The 22,668-nt window shown below is 46.0% G+C and carries 22 protein-coding genes and 1 pseudogene; 9 read left to right on the top strand and 14 right to left on the bottom strand.

Annotated features, from left to right (window positions below; translation table 11 throughout):
* The first annotated feature begins 64 nt into the window (after positions 1–64).
* The 3 genes from ATH33_RS09375 (at position 65) to ATH33_RS09365 (ending at position 1,487) form a co-directional block, all read left to right on the top strand.
* On the top strand, positions 65–601 hold the full coding sequence (locus ATH33_RS09375) for an immunity protein YezG family protein (protein ID WP_049720609.1): 537 nt from the start codon (positions 65–67) through the stop codon (positions 599–601).
* 94 nt (positions 602–695) lie between these two features.
* On the top strand, positions 696–1,169 hold the full coding sequence (locus ATH33_RS09370) for a hypothetical protein (RefSeq protein ID WP_049720578.1): 474 nt from the start codon (positions 696–698) through the stop codon (positions 1,167–1,169).
* 120 nt (positions 1,170–1,289) lie between these two features.
* A complete protein-coding gene (locus ATH33_RS09365) occupies positions 1,290–1,487 on the top strand; it encodes an immunity protein YezG family protein (protein WP_049720579.1) in 198 nt (65 codons plus the stop codon).
* Positions 1,488–1,646: 159 nt separating this feature from the next.
* On the opposite strand, the gene ATH33_RS09360 is transcribed toward ATH33_RS09365, so the two are convergent.
* Together ATH33_RS09360 and ATH33_RS09350 are read right to left on the bottom strand one after the other, a co-directional pair.
* Positions 1,647–2,762, bottom strand: coding sequence for an acyltransferase family protein (locus tag ATH33_RS09360; RefSeq protein WP_062843279.1), 1,116 nt, complete (start codon positions 2,760–2,762; stop codon positions 1,647–1,649).
* Positions 2,763–3,298: 536 nt separating this feature from the next.
* The gene (locus ATH33_RS09350) at positions 3,299–3,871 is read right to left on the bottom strand and encodes a class I SAM-dependent methyltransferase (RefSeq protein ID WP_242062462.1); all 573 of its coding nucleotides are present in this window, start codon (positions 3,869–3,871) and stop codon (positions 3,299–3,301) included.
* A 199-nt stretch (positions 3,872–4,070) separates the two neighbouring features.
* Between ATH33_RS09350 and ATH33_RS09345 the strand changes: the two genes are divergently transcribed.
* Together ATH33_RS09345 and ATH33_RS09340 are read left to right on the top strand one after the other, a co-directional pair.
* Positions 4,071–4,649 carry a TetR/AcrR family transcriptional regulator C-terminal domain-containing protein gene (locus ATH33_RS09345; protein WP_049720582.1) on the top strand — a complete coding sequence of 193 codons (579 nt, stop codon included), beginning with the start codon at positions 4,071–4,073 and terminating at the stop codon, positions 4,647–4,649.
* Positions 4,650–5,048: 399 nt separating this feature from the next.
* On the top strand, positions 5,049–5,912 hold the full coding sequence (locus tag ATH33_RS09340; RefSeq protein WP_037993062.1) for an AraC family transcriptional regulator: 864 nt from the start codon (positions 5,049–5,051) through the stop codon (positions 5,910–5,912).
* A gap of 124 nt (positions 5,913–6,036) precedes the next feature.
* Here the strand turns inward: ATH33_RS09340 and ATH33_RS09335 are convergent, their stop codons facing one another.
* Positions 6,037–6,774, bottom strand: coding sequence for a MerR family transcriptional regulator (locus ATH33_RS09335; RefSeq protein ID WP_037993065.1), 738 nt, complete (start codon positions 6,772–6,774; stop codon positions 6,037–6,039).
* Between the two features lie 369 nt (positions 6,775–7,143).
* Here ATH33_RS09335 and ahpC point away from each other — a divergent pair, with 369 nt between their 5' ends.
* Both ahpC and ahpF read left to right on the top strand, forming a co-directional pair.
* Positions 7,144–7,707, top strand: coding sequence for an alkyl hydroperoxide reductase subunit C (gene ahpC / locus ATH33_RS09330; RefSeq protein WP_037993068.1), 564 nt, complete (start codon positions 7,144–7,146; stop codon positions 7,705–7,707).
* Positions 7,708–7,721: 14 nt separating this feature from the next.
* Positions 7,722–9,248: an alkyl hydroperoxide reductase subunit F gene (gene ahpF, locus ATH33_RS09325; RefSeq protein WP_037993069.1), complete on the top strand. Its 1,527-nt coding sequence runs from the start codon at positions 7,722–7,724 to the stop codon at positions 9,246–9,248.
* Between the two features lie 226 nt (positions 9,249–9,474).
* Here ahpF and ATH33_RS09320 read toward each other — a convergent pair whose 3' ends face one another.
* Together ATH33_RS09320 and ATH33_RS09315 are read right to left on the bottom strand one after the other, a co-directional pair.
* On the bottom strand, positions 9,475–10,281 hold the full coding sequence (locus ATH33_RS09320) for an alpha/beta fold hydrolase (RefSeq protein ID WP_121874321.1): 807 nt from the start codon (positions 10,279–10,281) through the stop codon (positions 9,475–9,477).
* Positions 10,282–10,442: 161 nt separating this feature from the next.
* Positions 10,443–11,858 (bottom strand): MDR family MFS transporter, encoded by a 1,416-nt coding sequence (locus ATH33_RS09315; protein WP_037993073.1) that lies wholly within the window; start codon positions 11,856–11,858, stop codon positions 10,443–10,445.
* Positions 11,859–12,014: 156 nt separating this feature from the next.
* On the opposite strand from ATH33_RS09315, the gene ATH33_RS09310 reads away from it, so the two are divergent.
* Positions 12,015–12,614: a TetR/AcrR family transcriptional regulator gene (locus ATH33_RS09310; protein WP_037993074.1), complete on the top strand. Its 600-nt coding sequence runs from the start codon at positions 12,015–12,017 to the stop codon at positions 12,612–12,614.
* 573 nt (positions 12,615–13,187) lie between these two features.
* Here ATH33_RS09310 and ATH33_RS09305 read toward each other — a convergent pair.
* The 7 genes and pseudogenes from ATH33_RS09305 to ATH33_RS09275 form a co-directional block, all read right to left on the bottom strand.
* Positions 13,188–14,072, bottom strand: a complete 885-nt coding sequence (locus tag ATH33_RS09305; RefSeq protein WP_037993075.1) for an alpha/beta hydrolase — start codon at positions 14,070–14,072, stop codon at positions 13,188–13,190.
* Between the two features lie 113 nt (positions 14,073–14,185).
* Positions 14,186–14,302, bottom strand: a pseudogene (locus tag ATH33_RS09300) (IS1595 family transposase); the annotation flags it as partial.
* A 415-nt stretch (positions 14,303–14,717) separates the two neighbouring features.
* Positions 14,718–16,091, bottom strand: a complete 1,374-nt coding sequence (gene rlmD, locus ATH33_RS09295; protein ID WP_049720587.1) for a 23S rRNA (uracil(1939)-C(5))-methyltransferase RlmD — start codon at positions 16,089–16,091, stop codon at positions 14,718–14,720.
* Positions 16,092–16,141: 50 nt separating this feature from the next.
* The gene (locus ATH33_RS09290; RefSeq protein WP_037993079.1) at positions 16,142–17,026 is read right to left on the bottom strand and encodes a diacylglycerol kinase; all 885 of its coding nucleotides are present in this window, start codon (positions 17,024–17,026) and stop codon (positions 16,142–16,144) included.
* Between the two features lie 168 nt (positions 17,027–17,194).
* On the bottom strand, positions 17,195–18,496 hold the full coding sequence (locus ATH33_RS09285) for an NCS2 family permease (protein ID WP_037993081.1): 1,302 nt from the start codon (positions 18,494–18,496) through the stop codon (positions 17,195–17,197).
* A gap of 112 nt (positions 18,497–18,608) precedes the next feature.
* On the bottom strand, positions 18,609–20,027 hold the full coding sequence (gene gndA, locus ATH33_RS09280; protein WP_037993082.1) for an NADP-dependent phosphogluconate dehydrogenase: 1,419 nt from the start codon (positions 20,025–20,027) through the stop codon (positions 18,609–18,611).
* 79 nt (positions 20,028–20,106) lie between these two features.
* Complete coding sequence (locus tag ATH33_RS09275; protein WP_049720588.1) at positions 20,107–21,204, bottom strand: HupE/UreJ family protein; 1,098 nt, start codon at positions 21,202–21,204, stop codon at positions 20,107–20,109.
* 85 nt (positions 21,205–21,289) lie between these two features.
* On the opposite strand from ATH33_RS09275, the gene ATH33_RS09270 reads away from it, so the two are divergent.
* Positions 21,290–21,541, top strand: a complete 252-nt coding sequence (locus tag ATH33_RS09270; RefSeq protein ID WP_037993084.1) for a YkuS family protein — start codon at positions 21,290–21,292, stop codon at positions 21,539–21,541.
* A gap of 20 nt (positions 21,542–21,561) precedes the next feature.
* Here the strand turns inward: ATH33_RS09270 and ATH33_RS09265 are convergent, their stop codons facing one another.
* On the bottom strand, positions 21,562–22,323 hold the full coding sequence (locus ATH33_RS09265) for a sirohydrochlorin chelatase (protein WP_037993085.1): 762 nt from the start codon (positions 22,321–22,323) through the stop codon (positions 21,562–21,564).
* A gap of 11 nt (positions 22,324–22,334) precedes the next feature.
* Entirely contained in the window at positions 22,335–22,646 is a 312-nt protein-coding gene (locus ATH33_RS09260) for a hypothetical protein (RefSeq protein ID WP_037993086.1), read from the bottom strand.
* Between the last annotated feature and the right edge of the window lie 22 nt (positions 22,647–22,668).

Raw genomic sequence — 22,668 nt, 5'->3', positions numbered from 1 at the left:
AAGATTTTTTAAACTTCTATTTCTTCTTTTCGAAATAGAATTCTCTATGATTAGACACTTATTGATGAACGTGATCAAGAAAACCGGTTTCTATAGTAGAATTGAATCCGGTTTTCTTTTTTTATTCGAAGCCCAATTAGGTAAACTTTATCAGCAAATCGGAGAAACCATTTATGATTTGATCCCCGAAGAATGGAAGAAATTATATTTATATGCGGAAGTGAGTGAAGGACTCAGTTATGTTTATTTCTACTATTACCCTGAAGACAACGCATGTCCTGTCTATTACTTGGATATACCAGAGAGGTTTTATATCGATCGAAGAGAGTATAAATTAAAATCGTTAAAATTATTTCATCAATTTGAAGAACTGTGGAAAACCTTCAAAGAACATGATCAAGAACCTTGGACCAATCTGACTTTGTTCATGGATTCATCCGGAAAGTTTAAAATCGATTACGACTACGAGGATCTTTCCGATGCCAGTCCACTGCATCGCCGAATTATTTGGAAGTATCGATACCTTGGAATGATCCCGGAGGAACAAGAAGACAGAAAATTTTTAGAAAAATACTTAAAAAAGGATAAAGAAGAAAAGTAAAATCTCCCCTTTCCCCTTCTATTTCTTATTTTTATACTCCTCCAAATTTTGGGAGGGTGGACGGTAGTCAATAAAAAAACAGGTAGGGAAGATAATGGATTGTAAAATTAAATTACTTATCCAAGAGGCAATCGATGAGAAGAAAGATGAAGTAATTCAGCATTTCCAGGAATTATTTCAATATCCGTTTCATCCGGATGCCACTTTTATCTTGTTGGAAGTCAGAGGGGATGGCGGTATTTTTGGTGTATCGGTTACCCCCATGAACGGATGGGGAAAACAACTCCCCATCGATGTATATGGAGGCGATTCGGAATTAGGCTTCGGATTTGATGCTTTTACAAAAATTAGGCAAGAGCTTCCCCCCGAGGAATTTGAGAAAATGGTAGAAGACGACGAGCTCGTAGGTGATATGGATGATTATGTAAAAGAATATTTACTTCCTTTTTTTAAAGAGTGTTTTGACCAAGCCGGTGGAAAGAGATCGACACTCCCTTATTATCTGTTCTATCCTTATTCAGGCGATGCCTGTGATTTAGTGAACGAAGTATGGACTTATCCGGACTGATGAAAATGAAAAAGCCGACTCCCTCAAAAAAAAGGGAGCTGGCTTTATTTTTTATAACGTTTTTCACTATAAAATATGATAAATTTTTTTGCCGATAAACTACGAGCCAGAGGAAAATCAATGGAAGATCAATTAGGAAAGATATATCAGCAGATTGGAGAAACCATTGTTGAAATGATTCCTGAAGAATGGGAGAAAGTTTATTTGTATGCGGAAGTGAGTGAAGGATTCAGTTATGTTTACTTTTACTACTGCCCTGTCCATCATTCATCCTGTTTAACTTCCCGAAAAATTTCATATCAGCGATACGGAGTTTGATGAAATCAGGCAACCAACTATTTGAAAAGAGTTTGTACCTCCAGAGAACATGACCAGGAACCTTGGACTAATTTGACTTTGTTTCGGGTTCATCCGGAAAATCAGAGGGACAGGAAACATTTTGGAAGCATATCTAAAAAAAGAAGCCGGCTCCTCGAATCAAACGGGAGCCGGTTGTTTTACTTTTTTCCTCTTCATCCCGAGCACAAGATAGCGGATGACAGGAATTCTCCGCAATCCCTCATAGAGGAGAAACGTGCCGGGCAGTTCGATGGCCAAGGCCAAAAAGTAATTCAGGGCCTTCGGCAAGGGACTGAAATGGTAAACATAGAAACAAACCACTTGAACGACCAAGTAATGCACCACATAAAAACCGAAGCTAGATCGGGTCATATAGGATGCAAAAGCGGATGTTTTATTAAACCAGGCTTTGCCACAGCCGAGGATCGCAAGGATGGCGGCCCACAGATAACAGTTGGTCAAAAAGCTTGTCAGGCACTTTGTGGAGACGAAACTTTCCCCAAAGTAACAGACGGTAAAGGCCACTCCCAGAATGACGGCCGCAAACAACATGGGAATCCGGATCTTTTCGACGGCGTTTTGAACCTCATCATGGGAAAAAACAAAGTAACCGATCAGATAAGCGGCACCATAGATCCCAAACCGGTACGTTGTGATCAAAGGCGGATTCAAAACCTGTGCCGCCCCCCAGATGACAAAAACGAGCGACAGGATCATGACGATGTTGATTTTCCCGCAAAAGGCCCAGATTTTATCGTTTTTATCCATTTTGCGGATCAACACCAAGAAGACTGAAAATAAAAACAGCATTTGGATAAACCACAAAGGGCCGGTTCCGGCCATGGCAAAAACGGGATAACGCATCCAAACCGGAATGGAATCGAGCCCGCCTCCCCACTTGATATTCAAGTACCCGGAGATCCAGTGAAAGACAAACAACCCCAGGGTGGACGGAACCAAAAGCTTGTTCACTTTGTCTTTTAAAAATTCCCGGTGGGTCCGCTTGTAGAGCGCATACCTGGCACTGATCCCGGCGATTAAAAAAAGGATGACCATAAACCACGGATAAACGATATAAGAAAACGTATCAAACGCGCGTACCCCGGCATCATCTGCAACCGGAAAAGGCACGCCGACCGTGTTGAACAGATAAAACACGTGATAAATCAAGACCAAAATCACGGTTGCCCAACGGATATTGTCCAAATAATGGACTCTGCCAACCTTATGGACATCCGACTTTACACTTGTCATTATGCTTTCCCCTTTGGAACCGGTGGTAACCGGACAGATGTACTTTCGCTTTGATCTTTTCCTTCATCCAAGATATTTTTCTTCGGTACGTTTGGTATAATTAGTATTACTTGTATTACAAATTATACTTTGGAGCATTGTTTTTGTCAATGGGAGCATCCTCTTGTCTTCAATTGCGGCGATCATATCCATGATTTCCGTTGCAAAGTGGTGCCGGATTCTTGATGTGAGGATAAGACATGCGGACATCTTCATCAAGGATGGATTCAGAGAGAAGTTGAATGAGGTGAATGGTGAAATGGAAGACAAAAAAACGCCAATCAGGCCAGCTTTTATCCCCTGAATTGGCAAGGCAATTTAACGGAGCGCATGGAATCGGCGTTTCCACTTTTCAGATACAATCATTTATTTTGTGAATCAGCATTCGCCAGAGCAACCCGTTTCATTTACTTATAAAGATAGACATACAAACTGATGCCTTCTTTTTTAATCTTGTAATTTTCAAAACACGATTCGTTGATTAATTCCTCAAACCCTTATTTGGTGTATGCGCCTTCCCTCAGGAAAGTTCTAAATGCGAATTTTACAAAATATTTGTCAAATCCTTTCATGCCTGTCTTCTTGATTTCATTCTCTATATCTTCTGCGGTGGCCTCGTGATTCATGTCAATGATCAGTGCAGTTCCGCCCGGTTTCAGCACTCTGTGCATTTCATTCAATGCTTTTAAGGGCTCCTTGAAGTTTTTGAATGCCGCACTGCATACAACAAAATCGAAAAAATTGTCGTCACAAGGCAAACTGGATGCATTTCCTTCTTTAAAATCAACAAATACACCGGCTTTCTTTGCATTTTCTTTTTCAATCTTCACAAAATCGGGGCTGATCTCAACACCCGTTACATGAAAACCTCTTAAGGCAAGCTCGATGGCCAAATAACCCGGGCCGGGGGCGACTTCCAAGATCTTTGCATTTTCGCCGACATGCGATGCCACTTCATTGGCATATTCCCGCATTTCCGCAAGCCGGTTCTTACGCGTGTTTCGGTCATACCATTTGGCCGCCAAACCATAGATCCCGACATCTTTCTTTTTTCTCCTGTTCTTGATCATGTTTTTCACCATCCTTTTTCAACCGGAAATCAATCTGCCAGTCACCGGGGCAAAGCTCCTCTGCCTTGGGTGTATTGATAATCCGGTTGCAACAGGTTATAATGCAATCACCTAACATTGTTAGTCTGCTTATACTGCCAGTATACAATCTAACACCGTTAGTGTCAATGTTTCGAAAATATTCTCTTGGAGTGATTGGATGACCATAACCAAAGAAGCCATTATCCAAGCATCGCTGGATCTTTTAAACCGGGATGGCATAGGGAATTTGACAATGCGGGCACTTGCAAAGGAGTTAAACATCAAGGCGGCTTCCTTGTACTGGCATATCAAAAATAAACAGGAATTATATGATTTGATTGCAGAACACATCACCCGGGATGTATCTTTTCCCGAATCGGTCGATCATCCTGAAGAAGCATTAACAGCCATCGCTTTGGAATTCAGGAGGGTTTTGCTTCATACCCGGGATGCGGTCGATATTTTTGCGCAATCTGTCCCCAAGACACCGAGCAGAATCAAAGCCATCAAATTTGTTTTATCTGCCCTGACCAAGCTCGGGGTATCTGACAAAAATTGTATGACTGCAGCCAATCTCATCAATAATTACATATTATCGTTTGTCGCCGATGAAATCCGGGCAAAGCAGCTTTCTTCAGAGGAACTTAAGCAGTTTGAAATGCTTTTTGGCAAGCAATATGCATTTGATCCGGACTTTGAACGGCAGTTCCTGTACGGGTTAAACGTGTTACTGACAGGATTGTTACATGTGAAGTAAATATGAGGGATGCCGGTTGCCCCTTCTGGCAATGATCAACTCTGCAATACTCCCAACAAAAGACCATGCTTACAGCGGGATTTGGATTCCGGTCAAAAAACGAACGTAATAAGGGTTTTCCGGCCAAGGGACGGAAAACCCTTTATCATAAAACAGCCAATATATCTTTGGATCAGTTTCCTTCCTCCTCCCCTTTTTCATGGTGCTGATTTCCATTGTAACTTCCTCAATGACAACTCCCTTTGACCGACATCACACCATCGGTTTTAAAAACAATCGAAAACGTATACAACGGACAATGAGATACCGATTGATGATCCGATCTTTTTTGGATGAATAAAGTCGAGCGGCAATGCATGGCGTTTTGTTATGATGTCGATGCCGAAGGGGGGAAACCATGTGTTAAAAGAATTGAATGACGTGATCAACTATATTGAGGATCATTTGACCGATGAACTCACTCTGGAATCGATTTCGGAATATGCCGGGGTTTCGGACTACCACTTTCGGAAGATATTTTTTTATCTTACCGGCTTTCCTCTGAGTGAATATATAAAAAACCGAAGATTATCGGAAGCCGGCATGGACCTGTTGCAAGGAGAAACCGTGACCGATGTGGCTTTGAAATACGGTTATACCCTCGACGGCTTTACCCGGGCTTTCAAAAAATGGAGCGGTCATTTGCCCTCGGATGTCATCAAGAACGGCGTCAGCCAATCTTTTCCCAAACTTTCATTTGTCATTACAGTCAAAGGAGGCCATTCCATGAAGTTTCGGATCGAAGACAAACCGGCTTTTCATCTGGTCGGTGTCAAGAAACGGGTTCCCATGCAATTCAAAGGAATCAACCAAGACATTGTCAAACTGGCAGAAAGCATCACGGATGAGCAAAAAGAAGAAATGCATGCACTTCAAAACATCGAGCCTTATGAAGTCGTCAATGCTTCTTATGAAGCGGATGCTGACTTCTTAAAAGAAGAAGGAGAATTAACGCATATGATCGGGGTTTTGACGACGAAAAATCAGGTGAGTGACCGGTTGGAAAAGGTGACGGTGCCTGCATGCACTTGGGCCGTCTTCCCCAATGAAGGTCCCTTCCCTTCCACACTGCAGGAAACCATGGCCAAAGTGTATTCCGAATGGCTCCCCTCTTCCAATTATGAACTCATCAATGCCCCTGCTTTTTCCTTTTCCAAACGGGATCAAAACCAAAAAGACCATGCTTACAGCGAGATTTGGATTCCGGTCAAAAAACGAACGTAAAACATAAGGGTTTTCCGGCCAAGGGACGGAAAACCCTTTTTTTGCAGATGTTTATATATCACCTGATCTATATTTTGTCACTCGTTTTCGCATTGGATCTTGACGGCGGTCCCGGTCGGATTGTTTAATTCGACGCATAATTCTCTGCCGCACAGAAGAGATAATAACTCAAGCCGGTCTGTTGCGATTCCATTTGCTTCCGGTGAAAATCATCCATCATAAAAAACCGGGTTTGGGCCAAAAAACCCTTTGCATCCATGTCCATGTCTTTTTGAAGGAACCGGATGTGTTTTTCAATCGCATCCCGTACCCGCTTGTCGTTGACACCGATGCCGTTTCTCAAGGCGGAGGCCATAAACGACATAAATTCAACCGCTTCATTCGCCTTTTCATTCATCGCGTCAGCATGGATTTCACTTGAACCAATTTCGTAGCCGTAGTTTTTTTGCAAATAATCATTCTGCTCTTTCATCGCTTCTTTCCATTCGGTTTCATTCAACCCGGAAAACATCTTATCCTTTCTCATCGGAATTTCCTCCTTTTCGTGCCGGATGGTTTCCTCCAACGTCCGCAAAATGCCGGCCAGTCTCTGCTCTTTTTCTTTTAAGAGGGAATGCTGTTCCAACAAACAGCTCAGCCGGTCCGTTTGCTGGTCCAGCAAGTCTTTGATTTTCTTCAACGGAAAATCCAACTCGCGATAAAATAAAATTTGCTGCAACCGTTTTAATTCCTGATCGCCATAATAACGGTATCCGTTGTCGTCCACCCTCTTTGGCAACAACAGTCCGATTTTGTGATAATGGTGCAACGTCTTCACGGTCACACCGGAGAGTTTCGCCACTTCCTGCACGGTATAGGACACATCGCTTCACCTCCCGCCATCCACTCTAAAGTCTTACCCAAGGTCAGGGTCAAGAGAAATTCCGCATTTTTTTATTCATCAAAAGCGCATGATTACTATTCATGATGAGTTATGATAATAATAAATAAAAGATGAAAATGGAGACGCTTCAACCAACGGGGAACCGAAGCTCCGCCCTGCATCCGGAAGAGGATGGAACCAGGAAAACCGCTTATGTGGCGGCGCCGGGAGCCGTTTCAATGGTTCAGTTACTTAAACGTTGACAACAAGATAAATTATAATTATTATTAAATAGGAATTAATTAAAGAAGCGAGCCTTCAATCCCCACGAAGCGCTTCATATATCTTAAAAACAGGAGGAAACAAGCCATGTCTTTAATCGGTAAAAAAGTTGAACCTTTCAAATTGCAAGCTTACAGAAATGGTGAGTTCGTCGAAGTGACGGAAGAAGATTTCAAAGGTCATTGGAGCGTTGTTTGCTTCTACCCGGCAGACTTTACTTTTGTTTGCCCGACCGAGCTTGAAGACTTGCAAGATCAATATGAAACCCTGAAAAAACTGGACACGGAAGTATTCTCCGTTTCCGCTGACACCCACTTCGTGCACAAAGCATGGCATGATCATTCCGAAGCGATCAGCAAAATCACCTACACCATGATCGGCGACCCGGCTCATGTGCTGATCAACATGTTCGATGTATTGAGAGAAGAAGAAGGTGTGGCTGACCGCGGTACCTTCATCATCGATCCGGACGGCGTGATCCAAGCTGTCGAAATCAACGCTGACGGCATCGGACGCGACGCAAGCACCATCGTGGACAAAATCAAAGCAGCTCAATACGTACGCAACCATCCTGGCGAAGTTTGCCCGGCAAAATGGAAAGAAGGAGAAGAAACCCTTAAGCCGAGCCTTGACCTGGTTGGAAAAATCTGAGGAGAGCGATATACATGCTGGATGCAGAAATAAAAACACAACTGGAACAATATCTCCAACTATTGGAAAACGATATCGTTCTTAAAGTGAGCGCCGGCTCCGATAAAGTATCCCAAGACATGCTCGCCTTCGTGGATGAAGTTGCGGGCATGTCCCCCAAAATCAAAGTGGAAAAAACCACATTGGAGCGCACGCCCAGCTTTAGCGTGGACCGTGTTGGAGAAGATTCAGGAATTGTCTTTGCAGGTATTCCTCTGGGTCACGAGTTTTCTTCCTTTGTGCTGGCTCTGTTGCAAGTCAGCGGCAGACCGCCCAAAGTGGAGCAAAGCATTATTGACCAAATTAAAAATCTGGATGGCGAATACCACTTCGAAACATATGTCAGCCTGAGTTGCACCAACTGCCCGGATGTGGTGCAGGCTTTGAACATGATGAGTGTTTTGAATCCGGGTATCAAACACACCATGATCGAAGGAAAAGCCTATCAGGAAGAAGTGGAAAGCAAAGACATCCTGGCTGTGCCCACGGTTTACCTGAATGGCGAATTTTTCGAAAGCGGACGGATGACGATCGGCGACATTCTCAAAAAACTTGGAAGCGAATCCGACCCGTCGGAATTCAATAAAAAAGATCCGTTCGATGTCCTCGTCATCGGCGGAGGGCCTGCCGGCGCAACGGCGGCCATTTATGCAGCGCGTAAAGGGGTTCGCACAGGTATCATTGCCGACCGGTTTGGCGGCCAAATTTTGGACACCACCACCATTGAAAACTTCATCTCCGTCAAACAAACCGACGGGGAAAAACTGGCTTCCCAACTGGAAGCGCATGTCAGGGATTACCCTGTCGATGTGATGGATTCACAAACGGTTAAACGGATCGAAAAGAAAGACGACATGATTGACATCTTCCTGGAAAACGGTGCCGTGTTAAAAAGCAAAACCGTCATTATTGCAACGGGTGCCCGTTGGCGTAATGTCGGTGTTCCCGGAGAAGATAAATTCCGGAACAAAGGTGTGGCAAACTGCACACACTGTGACGCACCGTTATTCGCCGGAAAAGACGTGGCCGTCATCGGCGGAGGAAATTCCGGCATCGAGTCGGCCATCGACCTGGCAGGGATCGCCAATCATGTCACCGTCCTCGAATTTATGCCTGAACTAAAAGCAGACGAAGTTCTGCAAAAACGCCTGAACAGCCTTCCCAACGTCACCGTGATTACCAATGCCCAAACCAAGGAAATCACTGGCACAGATAAAGTGGACGGAATCAAATATATCGATCGTGAGACTGGTGAAGAACATCACATCAAACTGCAAGGTGTCTTTGTCCAAATCGGTCTCGTGCCGAATACCGAATGGTTGGAAGGCACGGTCGAAATGGATCGCGGCCAAATCATCGTCGATTCCAAAGGTGCCACCAATGTTCCGGGCATCTTTGCCGCAGGGGATTGTACCAACAGTGCCTACAAACAAATCATCATTTCCATGGGCTCCGGTGCAACCGCCGCATTGGGAGCATTTGACTATCTGATCCGCAATTAATTGAAAAAAGTTGCTCTACTGAATTAAAGTAGAGCAACTTTTTTTGTTCCTGATCATTGGGATGTCCGCCATCTCCGGTAAATCCCATCCCGCATAATTTGCCTCCTCCATTTCGGAGGCACACTTTTTCTTGGAAACGCACTCCAATCAGCAAGCTTACCGATTGAGACAGCCAATCCCAAACCAACAATGTTTTCATACCTTACTCAGATCCTCAATTTTCTTCTCAACCGATAAATCGCGCCAATTGATGGTTAAATTCATCTTTCTCATCATAAAAAGATCCGTGACCGGAAAATTGAAACGGGACCAACCTGGCATTCCGGATCATCCTTTGTTGGATTTCTCCCAGTTCAAAAGGAACCACTTGGTCATGAATGCCGTGAATGATTAAAACCGGCACCCGGATCGCTTCCAAATCGGTAAACAACACTTCCCGGATCCAGGTTTTTGCAATGGCAGCCGTGGCCCATCCCGCCGCCTCCAACCCCAATTGGAAAAACCAGTCGGAAAATGCTTGCGATGTATGTTGGTAAAAAAAACGGTCCCCGAAATCCCGAAGCATCCGGGGACGGTCCCGGTAAGTGTCCTTGATGATCTGCAATATGGTTTCTTTCTCAACCCCGTATGGAAAATTGGTTCGGCGGATCAAACTGGGGGCAGCAGCTGCGACCAAAACCAGCTTCGACACCCCGTAACCCTGATGCCGTCCCATATATCTGGCCGCAATGGCACCGCCGGTGGAATGCCCGACCAATGTAAAATCACGCAATCCGAGCGCCTCCACCACCCCTCTCACATCATCGGCCAACGTATCGTAATCATAGCCGGAAAACGGTTTGTCAGACTTGCCAAATCCCCGGATATCCATGCCGATACAGCGATACCCGTATTTGGGAAGCCGGTTGAACTGGTATTCAAACAGATGATGATTGCCGGGCCAACCGTGCAAAAACAAGATGACCTTTTGGCATTCGGGCCTTAAATCTTCGACATATATATTGATATGATTTGCCTTCACATAGTAACCCATGGCTTTCCTCCTTCATGAATATGTCAGGTCATTCTATTCATGAAGGCGTTTCAATATGCCGGAACCCACCCCGCCGGCCTTTTTCCAAAATAATGCCCGAAGTGACAAATCCACCTCGGGCTTCACAAGATCTTCCTTGAATTCGCTTCAAATTCATCTCCTTATTGATTTTGCACCTGAGGTCCTTGTATCCGGTTTTTCAGTTTGTCAGTCAAAAACAATGCCGGCAGGATGCTGATCCCCATGAAAATCAAGCTTGTCACAAAACCGGAGTGATAAGCTCCGGCCAAGTTGGCTGCCGCAGCTCCCCCGAGGACATGGCTCACCACGGTTGCCAAAATGGCAGAACCGGAAGCTGCCCCGACGTTTTGGATAATGCGAGTGGCCACGCTGGCTGCCGGCATCTGTGACTTTTCCAATCCCACATAAGCGTCGCTCATTACAGGGACTGTGATCCCTCCAACGCCGATTCCGCGTATGAACAGTACAATCCAGATGATCCACTGTGCCGAGTCAACATCAAAAAATATAAACGGGAACGTCCCGATGATGGTGATGGCAATCGAAGGCAGCACAACATACCGGGCTCCGATCTTATCCGTCAAGTTTCCAATCAACGGCCGTGCCACCAGCATCCCCAAGCCTTGGGGAATCAGCCACAACGCCGATGTGATCACGTCCAGACCAAGTACATTTTGAAAAAACATCGGGAAAAGCAGCATGGGTCCGTTGGTGGCAAACCCGGCCAGGAACAGGGAAAAGAACACGGCACTGAAATTTTTGGATTGAAACAGATCCAGCGGGATCAATGCTTCGCTCTTTTGCTTCCATGCATAAAGCAGGTAGGAAATCAGTGACAGAAAAGCGATTCCCAAAGCCAGAATGCCTGTGGCTGCATGCTTGCTTTCCGCCCGGATCTCTGTGATGCCATAGATAAACATTCCCGATAACATCGCCAACAACAAAATACCGATCCAGTCCAGTTTTGCTGATCGATTCACCGGCTCAAATTTTGGAAGCTTCCATTGCGCAATGATGAGTGCAAGGGCTCCGACCGGAAGGTTTACAAAGAACAACCATTGCCACTCGGAGTGCTGCAAAATCAACCCTCCGATCACCGGTCCGGCAATCGGGCCAAAAACAACCGGAATTCCGACAACAGACATGAGACGCCCGATGTTTTCGCCGCCGGCAGCTTGTGCAACCAAGGTCGTCAGCGTTGGAATGATGATCCCGGAAGCGATCCCCTGCAACACACGAAATGCAATCAGACTCTCAATGTTCCAAGCAAATCCGGAAAGGAGAGAGCTGATCAAAAACAGTCCCAATGCGTACATATACACCTTCTTGCCGTCATATTTTTGCATCAGCCATCCGGAGAAGGGGACGGCCATCCCCAACGCAAGAACATATCCGGTCACAACCCATTGCGTAACCACGAAGGAGGCTGAAAACACTTTTGCCAAATCATTCACCGCAATATTCACGATCGTGGAGTCCAACATCGGCGGCAGTGCGCCAAGTACCAAAATCCACGCAATGCTGAGCAATCCTTTGGGCAATTTATCTTTTTCCATCATCTCACCACCTTATTAGGATACACATTGTACTTTAATCAGTATACACACTGCCGCCATAAGATTCAATATGTACCTTATTTCCAAAAACAATATGGTATAATGTTTTAGAAAAATTTGGTCCGGGATTAAGGTTTCCCGAAAGAAGGTGAAGAAATGAAAGATCCAAACAAGAATACGCGCAGAAGAGGAGACACGCTGACCGAAAGCATTTATGAAGCCACGATTCAGTTAATCAAAAAGGTCGGCTACAACAACCTGACCTTTCAACAAATCGCGCAGGCCGCCAAAACCAGCCGTTCGGTCTTGTACCGCCGTTGGAAAACTCCCTTGGAATTGATCCGTGACATCGCGGCATATAAAGCAATCGACGCACTCGACGGGGCTTTGATTGATAAAATTGAGGATACCGGAAGTTTGCGCGGGGACTTGTTGCAGTTGCTCACCCTTTACCAAAGCATTTATGACCGGTGTGAGCGTGAAATCATGAATGCGATTTTATTTGAAATGGGGCAAAACAAAGAAATCGCAGCTGAACTTGAAATCAACGCAACCAATAAGAACATCCAGGTCATGCGGAAACTGCTCGAGTTCGCCAAAAACCGGGGGGAAAAAATAAAAAAGGTCAGCGACGAGACACTGACCTTGCCTTTTGACCTGATCCGGATTGAAAATATTCTGCGTAAGGATGCGATTGACACTAAACGGTTGGAACGGCTGGTGGACGAAATATTGCTTCCGGTTTATCTTGCTTGACGCCTCCCACTTAAGGGCAAGAATTCCGTTTTCTTGTCCACCCCTTCTTTCAGAACGGGGCGAAGAACAGAAACGTTTATTCGCAAAAGGAAAGATGACTTCGACGAACTCCATCCCTGTAGCCACTCTTTTTAGCTCCACATATCCATTCCCTGTAAATTTCCTCCGGATTGATACTGAAAAAGATCCGGAAATGATCAGTGCTTTTATATCAAATCCGGATCCAATGTCTTTCTGTCAATCTTTTTTCATCCATGCCACGCACTCCACGTATCTCGAGTGTTGACGGCAGACAAATTATAAAAAATGAGATGAAGTGGTGCATTATCACTTCTTTTCAATACCTTTTATGTTACGGATCCGATTGTGGAGGTGAACCAATAAAAGAAACAAAAGAAATTTATGATACCTTAGCTCAATGGAGATTTGAAAAGTATGTAAAATAAAAAGGCTCTGTTACTAAATATGGTTGATCTTTTGTGTAATTGTAAAGGAGACGTTATTTCCTCTACAAACCGGGATTTGTGCATTTAACTTAGTTCTGACATATACGAAAATCAGATCTGTCTTGTTTTACAATAATATCTCATTATAAAAGTTGATATAATCATTGATAGCTTCTTCAAAATACGGATTTAAATAAATATCAAAGTGTCCGCAATCATACTGTTTACAAGTTGAGTATTTCGTGTTTCCTGCAAGTTGTATGGTTTTTTCTGCAGGAGCCAATGAATCTTTTGAACAAACCGCAACATAAATCGGATTGTTGATTTTACTGAAATATTTGCCGGGAGAATACTTGACAAATTCAAGTAATGTTCTTGCTGGTGCTTCATTTCTAAATTCTGCATCTCCAATAAATCTCTTTGTGGTTTCCTCATCGGCTTCCATAAACGCATTTTCTCCCTTGTATGTGGAGAGTTTCAGCATGACGGGATGATATCCTCTTATACAGGATAATAAGTCAGCAATAACAAAAGGTACTTTTTTCAGGATATAAGGCAGGGATACCATTTTTACTGTGGCCATGGTATCCGTATATGGACATTGTGCTACTGTTGCTTTAATATCATTTCTGTGTGCCGACAGCCATATTACATGCCCACCGCTGAATGAAGTGCCAAAGAGCAAAAGATTCTCTCCGTCAATGCGATTGTCTTTTTTGACATATTCGATGGCATTATTCCAATCTTCGAGCTGCATTTTTACATTTATCAGTTGTCTTTTATTGCCGTCACTTGCCCCAAAGTTACGATAGTCAAATAAAAAGCAAGCGTATCCTGCTTCTGCAAATCTTTCAGCGTATTCATATAAACGCATTTCACGAGTTCCACCCAATCCGTGAGCCATTACAATTATGGGGCATTTTTTATCGCTTGCTGGTAAATACAACCATGCACTGCATCTTGTTCCCTTGGAATAAAAGTCAACATCTTCCCGCTGAAATGAATTTCCCATAATTATCTCCTTTCAATATCATTCAATAAATTCTTATTTATCTGAATCCATGAGACGAACGAATTGCTGGCCTCTTGGAATTTGACTGCATTTTTCAGACCTCAATGTAATCTGTGGTAGTTGTTAATATACTGGATATTATAAATGCCATTCTTGCTCTTTCCTGTTTTCAACTGTACTAATTTATTTCCGTTTATATTTGAAAACTTAACATATGAATTCATTTTATTCCCTTAAAAAATATATAATAAATAAACTTTATATTCTTAATTTTAATATAAATATCGACCCTTTGTCAAAGGGTATAGGTTAACGCGCAAGCGCGTTTGCTCAGGTCTTTAGGATCGTGTTGTTCCCGCAGGACTTTGAATATGCTACGGAGCATGACACCGCAGAAAAATACGAATGTATTTTTTTGAGTCGCTGCCAAAAGCAGAAACTCCCTGAACAAAGTCAGACCGTTTCGACTCCTTCTGGAGGCACAGTTATTGTAATTTGTAATGGGTATATGGCAAATTATCAAATATAAAAAGATATTTACGGCTTGAGTCAATGAAATTATTGCTCTAATGACACTATATTAAAAGAAATAGACCCCCCCCAAGGACAGGTTAAGGCCTATTTCTTCACATCTTTTTATTCTGGTTAATTTTCTAATTTCAACATTGCAACATTTTCTATGTGCCCGGTCTGCGGAAACATGTCCACCGGTTGCACTTCCTGCACCCGGTACCCGCATTCTGCGAGGTATTTTGCATCACGGGCCAACGTGGATGAATTGCAGGAAACATAGACGAGCCGCTCAGGCTGCATGGAAACGAGGGTATCGAGCAGCACCCGGTCACAGCCTTTTCGCGGCGGATCGACCACCACGACATCCGGGCGGATCCCTTCTTTGTACCATCGGGGCAACACTTCTTCCGCGGCTCCCGTTTCAAACGTGACATGATCCATGCCGTTAATTTTCGCATTTCTTTTTGCATCCCGGACAGCGGCGGGGACAATCTCCACCCCGTACACCCGCTTGGCGTTTTGCGCCAGGTACAAGGCAATGGTTCCGATTCCGCAATAAGCATCGATCACGACTTCATGGCCGGTCAGGCCGGCATACCGGGCCACTTGATCATACAGCACTTGGGTCTGCACGGGATTGACCTGGAAAAAGGAATGCGGCGAAATGGCAAAGGTCACTTCCCCGATCCGGTCGTAAATGAAATCCCGGCCCCACAACACTTCATTTTCCGGACCCAAGACCACATTGGTCCGTTTGGAATTGATGTTTTGGATCAATGACTTGAGCGCGGGAAACTCTTTTCGCAACGCCTCCACCCATTTGTCACGATGCGGCAGTTTTTTGCCGTTCGTCACCAGCACAATCATCATTTCCCCGGTGTGAAAACCGGTGCGAACCATCACATGCCGCAAGCATCCCTGGTGTTTGGTTTCGTCATAAACGGGGGTTTTCAGTTCCCGGGCCAGTTCTTTGACTTTCCGGACAGCTTGATCATTGGCTTCATGCTGGATGAGGCAGGCCTCCATATCCACGATCCGGTGCGATCCGGCCGCATAAAAACCGGCTTTCACTTTCCCGTCCTCCCATCCCAAAGGAACCTGGGCTTTATTGCGGTACCGCCATGGGTCTTCCATGCCCAACACGGGGAGAACCGGCACCTGCATGCCGCCGATCCGCTCAAAATGATCCGCCACCTGTTGCCGTTTATACTCCAGTTGGGCAGGATATTGCAAATGTTGGATCTGGCATCCCCCGCATTCATGGTAAATCGGGCAAGGGGGCTCCGTCCGGCGGGGATGGCTTTTCAACACTTGGATCGCCTCGCCCTTCCCGTATGTTTTTTTCACCACTTGAACGCGGACGCGGACTTTCTCATCCGGAACCGTTTGCGGAACAAAGATGGTGAATCCCTGGTATTTCCCGACACCGGCTCCGTCATGGGACAAGCCGGTGATTTCCATTTCAATCACATCGCCTGTTTTTACCGGCGGATTTGCTTTCTTCATCCGAACAACTCCTTCATAAAAAAACGTTCATCAACCCGGATGAACGGCGACTATGGACAAAAGATCTGCAAGTGGCGCGGCAGCATTTTCACCTTACCGGAAAGCTCCCCTCCCCACTCCCCGTCCAAATTTAATTTCAGGGAAATCGGGGTGTTGATCTCGAGCTCATCCGTTTGGAAATAAATGATTCTCGAATCCCGGATATGTTCCCCTTTACGGGCCAGGGCAGCCAAGTGCAACAAGTCGGGGATATTGGCTTTGGGAATGATGAGCACATCAAACAAACCGTCATTCAGACTGGCTTCGGGAGCGAGCCGTTCAAATCCCCCGACAGAGACGCTGTTGGCAATGATGATCAGCCAGATTTCCGACTTCCATTTCCCACGGGGCGTTTGAAGCTCGACCGGGAAAGGATGATGAAGGCTCCCCAGCTTTTCAATCGCTTTGGCGTAATAAGCCAACGGCCCCACCATGGACTTTAAACGGCTGGGCGCCTCATAGGTGACTTCCGTCAACCGGCCGGCTGCCGCCACATTGATGAAATATTTATCTCCAAACACACCGACATCCACATCGACGGTGTTTCCTTTGGCAATTACTTTGCAAGCTTCTTCCAAATCCCGGGGAAGTTTTAAAGCCCGGGCCAGATCATTTGTGGTTCCTCCGGGCAAAATGCCGAGTGCGGGAGGGTTTGGAAACTCCGCCAACCCGTTGACCACTTCATGAATCGTCCCGTCCCCGCCGGCGGCAATCACCACGTCCTCTCCCCGTTTTGCGGCAATGCGGGCTTCCCGGGTGGCATAACCCCGTCCCGTGGTGGCATGGCAGGAGGTTTCATATCCGGCCTGTTCCAATACCGCGATCAACTGCGGCAACTTCCTGGCTATCATTTCCCTTCCGGCTGTGGGATTATATATCAGTCGTGCCCGTTTCATAGAGCCAGCTCCTTTGGACTTTCAAAAAAATTGCCGTCATTTTTCCTTATTCCGTTGGAACAAACACCTAGTTACTAGTTTACCCAACACCCCTGCCCACTTCAAAGTGAATATTTCGTTATAGAAAAAGGCTTGCGGGAAATTCCCACAAGCCTGTCAATGTCCGGGTCAATGGGGCAGATAAACCAGTTGGAAAAAGAACAGGACAGCAAAGAGATACACCAGCCAGTGAACTTCTCTCCACTTGCCGCGGAAGATTTTCATCAGCGGATAGGTGAGAAAGCCCAGCGCAATTCCCGTGGCGATGCTTGACGTCAGCGGCATGCTCAAAATCACCATAAATGCCGGGAATGCCTCATCGATCTCGTTCCATTGGATATGGCTGACATGGCTCATCATCAGGGCGCCGACCACAATCAAAGCCGGGGCCGTGATGGCCGCAATCCCAGACACGGATTGAACCAACGGGCTGAAAAAGGCGGAAAGGGCAAACAACACGGCCACCACCACGGCTGTCAACCCGGTTCTCCCGCCAGAAGCCACACCGGAAGACGATTCAATATAGGCCGAAGTCGGACTGGTTCCAAAAACGGAGCCCGTCAAGGTTGCGACCGAATCGGCCAGCAGGGTCCTTTCCCCCCGGGGAAGCACTCCCTCCTTCATCAATCCGGCTTGTTTGGCAACCCCCAAGACAGTGCCGGTGGTGTCAAACAAAGTGACCAGCAAAAAGGAAAAGACCACTGCATACAAACCGTAATCAAACACGATTTGAAACGCATGAACCGGATTGTCCACCACGAGCCGGTTTGGAATCTCGGGAGCCGACACAATGCCGCTGTCAAAAGAAAGCTGTCCCGTCAAATAAGCAATGATTCCCGTCCCGATCATCCCGATAAATAAAGCGCCATTAAGATTCAAGGCCATACAAGCCAGTGTGATCGCCAATCCGGCCAGCGTAAGCAGCGCCGAAGCAGAATGAAGATTGCCAAGCGCCACCAAATTGGAGGGATGGTCTTGAATCAATCCCGACATTCGCAAACCGATGAAAGCAATAAACAATCCAATGCCTGCGGTGATCGCGCTTTTCAAATTGGAAGGGATCACTTCAATCAGCTTGGTCCGAAGCGGCGTCAACGAAATCAGAACAAAGAGAATCCCCGCGACAAAGACCGCCGCGAACGCTTCTTCATATCCCAATCCTTGATGGGCTTTCACCACGGAATAGGCAAAATATGCATTTAAACCCATCGCCGGAGCAATGGCAATCGGGTAATTTGCGAACAATCCCATGACCAGCGTTCCAACCACCGTCGCAATGATGGTGGCAAAGAAACTCAACGAAAAGGGAACCCCGGCATCCGCCAAAATAATCGGGTTCACCACCATAATATAAGACATGGTGAAAAAGGTGGTCATTCCTGCAATGATTTCTTTTTTAACGGAAGATCCGTGTTTTTCCAATTGAAACATGGATGAACTCCCCCAAAAAACGAATATTATTAGAAGCACAGATATATATTATTCGTTTTATGTATAAAATGCAAGAAAAAAACCCCGGAAATGATATCCCGGGGTCTCCAAATTATTCTTTTGTCCACTCCGTATGGAACACGCCTTCCCGGTCAATGCGCCGGTAAGTATGAGCTCCAAAATAATCGCGCTGGGCTTGCAACAGGTTGGCCGGCAATTTCTCAGAGCGGTAACTGTCATAGTAGTTGATGGCACTGGCAAAAGCCGGCACCGGAATGCCGTTTAACACCGCCGTTGCCACCACTTCCCGCCAAGCTTGCTGATACTCTTCCACAATCCCTTTAAAGTAGGGGTCCAAAAGCAAGTTGCTCAAGTTCGGATCCCGGTCATATGCCTCTTTGATATTTTGCAGGAATTGGGCACGGATAATGCATCCGCCACGGAAAATCATCGCGATTTCCCCGGGTTTTAAATCCCAGCCAAATGCATCGGATGCAGCTTTCATTTGGGCAAATCCTTGGGCATACGAACAGATCTTGCTGGCATAAAGGGCTTTGCGGATCGATTCGATCAATGCTTCCCGGTCCTCGATCACCGTATGGCAGCCGGTTTTCGGCCCTTTTAAGACCTGGCTGGCTTTAACCCGCTCTTCTTTCATGGCCGACAAAAAGCGGGAATAAACCGACTGGGTGATAATGGAGAGCGGGACGCCGAGATCCAAGGAGCTTTGGCTCGTCCACTTTCCGGTTCCTTTTTGCCCGGCGGTATCCAGGATCAATTCAACCAACGGCTGTCCGGTTTCCTTATCGACTTTGGTAAAGATGTCTGCCGTGATTTCGATCAGGTAACTGTTCAACTCGCCTTGGTTCCATTCTTTAAAGACCTCATGCAATTCTTCGGCATTCATGTTTAACAGATGTTTCAACAAATGATAAGCTTCGCTGATCAATTGCATGTCGCCGTATTCGATGCCGTTGTGAACCATTTTTACATAATGTCCGGCTCCGTCCGGGCCAATATAGGTGCAGCAGGGATCGCCGTTTACTTTGGCGGAAATGTCGGTCAAAATATGTTGGACCTGCTCATAGGCTTCTTTGGATCCTCCCGGCATAATGGCCGGTCCGTGCAGAGCTCCTTCTTCCCCTCCGGACACCCCGGCCCCGATAAAATGAATCCCGGTGGCTTCCAATTCTTTGCTGCGGCGAATGGTGTCCTCGTAAAAGGCATTGCCGCCGTCAATCACGATATCGCCGGGTTCCAGGTATTTTTTCAGTTGTTGAATCATGTCATCCGTCGGTTGGCCGGCTTTGACCATCAACATGATCCGGCGCGGCCTTTGAAGAGACTGAACAAATTCTTCCATGGTATATGTACCAACGATATTCAAATCGCTGTGTTTTTCGGTCAGCTTTTTCGTCCGCTCCGGAGAACGGTTGAAGACAGATACGGTATAACCTTTGCTTTCCATATTCAAAGCCAGATTTTTGCCCATCACTGCCAGTCCGATTACTCCGATATGACTTTTTGCCATGAACGACACATCCTTCTATAAATGTAAAGTATTGTTCATCTTTAATAATTAATTATAACAAAAACAAATTCATTCTTCTTCAAATCGGGAAAAACGGAATCTGAATCTCAAAAGCCCGCTCCACCATCCACAAAATTCCCAACACCGCCATCACCGCCGAAACCCACCGGATGGCCCGGCGCTCAAGCGCCCCGTTTTGCATGCGGATCCGCCGGAGCAACGGGAACACAAGGGAAACCACCAGCAATTGCCCGATTTCAATCCCCGCATTAAACGAAAAAAGGGCGGTGAGAAAATTGGTTTTGGGCAAGTGGATATCCGCCAGCGAACCGGCAAACCCGAGACCGTGAATCAATCCGAAGAAAAACGTCACCGTCAGTCGATGAGGGTATGTCCGGAAAAAGAAATTCTCCACTGCAACATAAACAATGGTCAGTGCAATCAGCACTTCCACCCACTTGGAGGGGGCTGCAATAATGTCCATGACGGCCAAAATCAACGTGATGGAATGGGCAACGGTGAAACAAGTAATCACCTTCAACAAGTTTTTCGCGTTTCCCGCGGCCACCAGAAGACCCGCCAAAAAAGCCAAGTGATCAAACCCAAACCAAATGTGTGTCATTCCCATATAAACAAACTCTTTGGCCGTCAGCCAAACCGACAAATCCGTTTGTTTGGAAAAAGTCAGATGCCGGTTGTCATCATGAAAAACATAATGCCCTTCCTGATCCCCGTTATGGATCTTGACCACGTTTTGGTGTTGGCTTTTGTTGAATTCAAAGAACATTTGATAGGACAAATCCACTTTGCCAACCGGTTCCGTGGAAACAAACACTCCCTCCACCCTGTAGTGCCCCGGTTCCGGCCGGGTGATTTCTTTCAATGTGAATGGCATCGGACGGTTATTATTTTTTGCAACAAACCGTGTTTTTATATAGCTTTCGATTTGATTCTCCTGTTCTTCACGCACTTTATTTTCCTTCAGCACCAGCTGCTTCCCCGCCACCTGTTCCAACAGGGGCTCATTGATCAGCATCGAGACATGAATTTGATTGCCTTCGACCGAAAGATCCGTAGACACCAGATGCAACGGATGGGCCTCTGCCGGCAACAAAGGCAAAAAAACGATCATCCACAATAAAAATCCCATCCATCCCCAATAACGGATTTTCTCCATCCTCTCTCCTCCCACATCATTTCGTATAATTCCGGGCCATTTCCATCAAACTAACAACGTACCAAGAAACAGGAGGGATTAAATCATGAAACGCGTTGCAGTGGAAGCCGGATTATCGCCCGTCCGTGATTACTTGAGCCAAAGAGGTTTCCAAGTGGAGGAATATCAAGCGGAATCACTGCAAAATCAAGGTAATTATGCCGCAATTGTCATATCCGGACAAGATCAGAATTTAATGGGCATGCAAGACCAAGTGGAAAACTGTCCGGTCATCAGCGCAAGCGGCCTGACCCCGGAAGAAGTTTGCCGGAGGATTGAACAAATTGCCGGATCTTAAAGAAAAGACCAAGTCATCTGTTATGACTTGGTCTTTTTCTTCAGGTCCTCCACCATGGCCTCCATCCAACGGGAAACCCCCGGATCCGGCAAGTATGCCGACCTGAGGTATTCCACCTTCAATCCTTCCAAACGGGAGGGAATCAGTTGGTCAGTGAAGTACCCCTCGCTTAAAAACAAAGGCAAAACCAACACCCGGTATTTCTGACTCAAAGCATCAGCCCGTTTTCGCAATTCGTCCGATGAAAGGGAGGCAGAGGTGATACAGGCCAAAGGAAACTTTCGCCGCAGCTGCTTCACCAATCCGTTCACTCCGGCTTCCCACTTCTCTTTGAAACCAGGCAATCCATTTCCGTGTCCCACCAGCAAAACCGCCTCTTCCTCCGGTTTCCGGATAAGAGCTTGGATTCTTTTGGCCAACATTTCCGCAATGTACGGATGGTCGTCCATCGCGGGACTCATCGCCACTTTGGCATGCACGTTCAACGGTGCGGCATCGGATGCGGCCGGAAGACGGCCGGTCAGCCCCAACATAAACCGGATTTCTTCAATATGTTTGCTGCCGGAAGAAGCAAACAAAGGGATGGCGAAAATCCGGTTTACCCCTTGGGCTTCCAATGCATCAATTCCGTCTTGAATCTTCCGCCCTTTCACCAGTTCCAAAAAACCGACCGTAAGCGGATGGTCCGTTTTTACCTGTTTTGCGGCATCATCAACCAACCGGACCCACTGTTTGCTTCTGGAACCATGAGCAATCACCAGCACCCCGATTTTTTCCGCCATCACACATCCCCTTATTTTGAATGATCTGCCACTTTCTGCATGGATTTAAATGTCAAAAGAGCAAAAAAGAAGCTGATCATCCCATTCATCAGGCCTTCCGCATAAAAAAAGACCTGAGCCACTCCGTTTAAAGCCAGCAAAAAAACCGTCACCCAATAAACCGGTTTGGGAAACGCCCGGGCCGTCCGTTCATAATAAGTCAACAAAAAGTACAACGCAAAAATCAAAAAAGTAACCGCTTCATAAGGAGCCGGCACCAAAAATAAAAAATAAACCCCCGCCCCCAACAGAAGCGCAATAATCACAAGATGAAAAAGCAGCACAACCAAGCCTCCTTCTGATTAG

The sequence above is a fragment of the Thermoactinomyces vulgaris genome, from assembly GCF_003688725.1.
Lineage (GTDB): Bacteria > Bacillota > Bacilli > Thermoactinomycetales > Thermoactinomycetaceae > Thermoactinomyces > Thermoactinomyces vulgaris.
Note: the sequence above shows the minus strand (reverse complement) of the source record. Positions and strands in the feature narration are given on the sequence as shown.

Coding starts and splice junctions, on each gene's coding strand:
- ATH33_RS09375 (WP_049720609.1), top strand. CDS start 65: ATGAACGTGATCAAGAAAACCGGTTTCTATAGTAGAATTGAATCCGGT.
- ATH33_RS09370 (WP_049720578.1), top strand. CDS start 696: ATGGATTGTAAAATTAAATTACTTATCCAAGAGGCAATCGATGAGAAG.
- ATH33_RS09365 (WP_049720579.1), top strand. CDS start 1,290: ATGGAAGATCAATTAGGAAAGATATATCAGCAGATTGGAGAAACCATT.
- ATH33_RS09360 (WP_062843279.1), bottom strand. CDS start 2,762: ATGACAAGTGTAAAGTCGGATGTCCATAAGGTTGGCAGAGTCCATTAT.
- ATH33_RS09350 (WP_242062462.1), bottom strand. CDS start 3,871: ATGATCAAGAACAGGAGAAAAAAGAAAGATGTCGGGATCTATGGTTTG.
- ATH33_RS09345 (WP_049720582.1), top strand. CDS start 4,071: ATGACCATAACCAAAGAAGCCATTATCCAAGCATCGCTGGATCTTTTA.
- ahpC (WP_037993068.1), top strand. CDS start 7,144: ATGTCTTTAATCGGTAAAAAAGTTGAACCTTTCAAATTGCAAGCTTAC.
- ahpF (WP_037993069.1), top strand. CDS start 7,722: ATGCTGGATGCAGAAATAAAAACACAACTGGAACAATATCTCCAACTA.
- ATH33_RS09320 (WP_121874321.1), bottom strand. CDS start 10,281: ATGGGTTACTATGTGAAGGCAAATCATATCAATATATATGTCGAAGAT.
- ATH33_RS09315 (WP_037993073.1), bottom strand. CDS start 11,858: ATGGAAAAAGATAAATTGCCCAAAGGATTGCTCAGCATTGCGTGGATT.
- ATH33_RS09310 (WP_037993074.1), top strand. CDS start 12,015: ATGAAAGATCCAAACAAGAATACGCGCAGAAGAGGAGACACGCTGACC.
- ATH33_RS09305 (WP_037993075.1), bottom strand. CDS start 14,072: ATGGGAAATTCATTTCAGCGGGAAGATGTTGACTTTTATTCCAAGGGA.
- rlmD (WP_049720587.1), bottom strand. CDS start 16,091: ATGAAGAAAGCAAATCCGCCGGTAAAAACAGGCGATGTGATTGAAATG.
- ATH33_RS09290 (WP_037993079.1), bottom strand. CDS start 17,026: ATGAAACGGGCACGACTGATATATAATCCCACAGCCGGAAGGGAAATG.
- ATH33_RS09285 (WP_037993081.1), bottom strand. CDS start 18,496: ATGTTTCAATTGGAAAAACACGGATCTTCCGTTAAAAAAGAAATCATT.
- gndA (WP_037993082.1), bottom strand. CDS start 20,027: ATGGCAAAAAGTCATATCGGAGTAATCGGACTGGCAGTGATGGGCAAA.
- ATH33_RS09275 (WP_049720588.1), bottom strand. CDS start 21,204: ATGGAGAAAATCCGTTATTGGGGATGGATGGGATTTTTATTGTGGATG.
- ATH33_RS09270 (WP_037993084.1), top strand. CDS start 21,290: ATGAAACGCGTTGCAGTGGAAGCCGGATTATCGCCCGTCCGTGATTAC.
- ATH33_RS09265 (WP_037993085.1), bottom strand. CDS start 22,323: ATGGCGGAAAAAATCGGGGTGCTGGTGATTGCTCATGGTTCCAGAAGC.